This window comes from Streptomyces sp. SID5785, from assembly GCF_009870065.1.
Classification (GTDB): Bacteria; Actinomycetota; Actinomycetes; order Streptomycetales; family Streptomycetaceae; genus Streptomyces.
This window is the reverse complement of record NZ_WWIA01000638.1, coordinates 1-1,505: the sequence shown is the minus strand read 5'-3', so window position 1 is coordinate 1,505 and position 1,505 is coordinate 1. Positions and strand designations below refer to the sequence as shown.

Below are 1,505 nucleotides of genomic sequence, written 5' to 3'. Positions count from 1 at the left end.
GGCGAGGAGCGCGAAGATGCCGACGCCCGCCAGGCCCGACAGGAGGTTGGCCGGTCGGCGGCCCTCCTTGCGGATCATGGTCAGGCCGTTCACCACGAGGAAGCCGCCGAGGACCACGATCGCCAGGGCGGGGATCATGAAGACCAGTGAGTAGACCAGGACGGCCAGGTTCCCCCGGAGCCGGTCCGCCTGTGTCAGCAGGGCGAAGGACAGACACAGGACGGTCAGGCCGAGCAGGACGGCGTTGCGGAACTGCCGGCGGTCCTGCCGTACTCCCCAGCAGAACCAGAGGAGGAAGACTGCCGTCGGGGCGAAAGCGAACACTGAAGACCTCGAGACGTCGGCCGAGCGATCCGGGCGGGGAGGAAGCGGGGGCTACGGGCTACGCCCCGGAGTTCCGGTTCTCCTCCACCCAGTCCGCGTTCGTCTGCCACGCGTACAGCGTGCCGTTCTTCAGCGAGACGTAGTACGAACCGCAGCGGCCCTTCGCGCCGCCCGCCACGTCCGAGGGGAACCAGGAGGCGCTGATCTCCGGCGCCGGAGCCGCCGCGCCGTCGAGCGGCTCGCACTGTGCGGGCAGCCCCGCCTCGCCGAGTGTGGCCTTGAGGATCCGCTCCCCGCCGGTCGTCCGCATCGCGTACTCCACGGACGCGGCGTCGTCCGGCAGCCAGCGGGGAACGGACTCGCGCTCCTGCTTCGCCTTCTTGCCCGTGGCGTAGGAGGAGGTCTGCTCGTGACGTCCGTCGTACCACTGCCTGGCCTCGGGCACGGCGACCGCCGCCGCGACTCCGAGCACCACCACACCGCCCACGACGCCGATCAGAACGCCACGCATGTCTTCTCCCGTTCCGGTTCGCCCTCGCCCCGTCAGGAGCGAGGAGCTGTTCTCTTCTTCTCCTCCATCTTCCTGCCCTGATCATCAGTGATCGTCATGCTTCGGGCCAGTTTGGGCGTACCTCTTCGGTCGCACGACCCCTAGGGGCCCTGGGGCCACCCGGAACCAGGGACAGGCCTGGTCAGCGCCGTCGCACCGTCACCGTGTGCTTGCCCGCGCCGAGCTTCGTCAGGTGGACGTATCCGGCCTCGTGGCGCACACCGTCGCCGCGGGCCGTACGGTCCCAGACGGTCCGCCCGTCTACGCGTACGACGAAGGAGGAGTCGTCCGGCACCGGGACCGCGACGTCCGTGACCGTGCGGGCGGGCAGTGTGGCCGTCAGCCCGAAGCCGCCCTTGCCGGTGTCCTGCCACGAGACGGCGATCACCCCCCTGGCCGTGGTGAGCTGCCCCTCGGCCCGCTTGACGCCGCCCGGGTGCGGAGCGATGCGGTAGGTGCCGGTCCCGTCGGCGACAGGTGCGATGCCCAGCAGGTGGAAGGTCAGGGCGGAGGTCGGACCGGTGGACCAGCCGTGCGCGGCGCTCATGTAGGAGCCGGAGTAGTCGGAACTGCCGTCGGTCCTGTACCCCTCCCAGAAGGTGCTGGCCGTACCCTGGTGCGCGTCCAGCAT

At 70.2% G+C, this 1,505-nt stretch carries 2 protein-coding genes and 1 pseudogene; all 3 read right to left on the bottom strand.

Annotation, left to right across the window (positions count from 1 at the left end; all coding sequences use genetic code 11):
* Window positions 1-324 (bottom strand): annotated as a pseudogene (locus GTW43_RS20810) (YdcF family protein); the annotation flags it as partial.
* Between the two features lie 58 nt (window positions 325-382).
* On the bottom strand, window positions 383-835 hold the full coding sequence (locus GTW43_RS20805; protein ID WP_161303528.1) for a hypothetical protein: 453 nt from the start codon (window positions 833-835) through the stop codon (window positions 383-385).
* A 181-nt stretch (window positions 836-1,016) separates the two neighbouring features.
* Window positions 1,017-1,505: alpha-L-rhamnosidase C-terminal domain-containing protein (locus tag GTW43_RS20800; RefSeq protein WP_272922549.1), on the bottom strand; the 489-nt coding region annotated here is incomplete at its 5' end.

Coding starts and splice junctions, on each gene's coding strand:
- GTW43_RS20805 (WP_161303528.1), bottom strand. CDS start 835: ATGCGTGGCGTTCTGATCGGCGTCGTGGGCGGTGTGGTGGTGCTCGGA.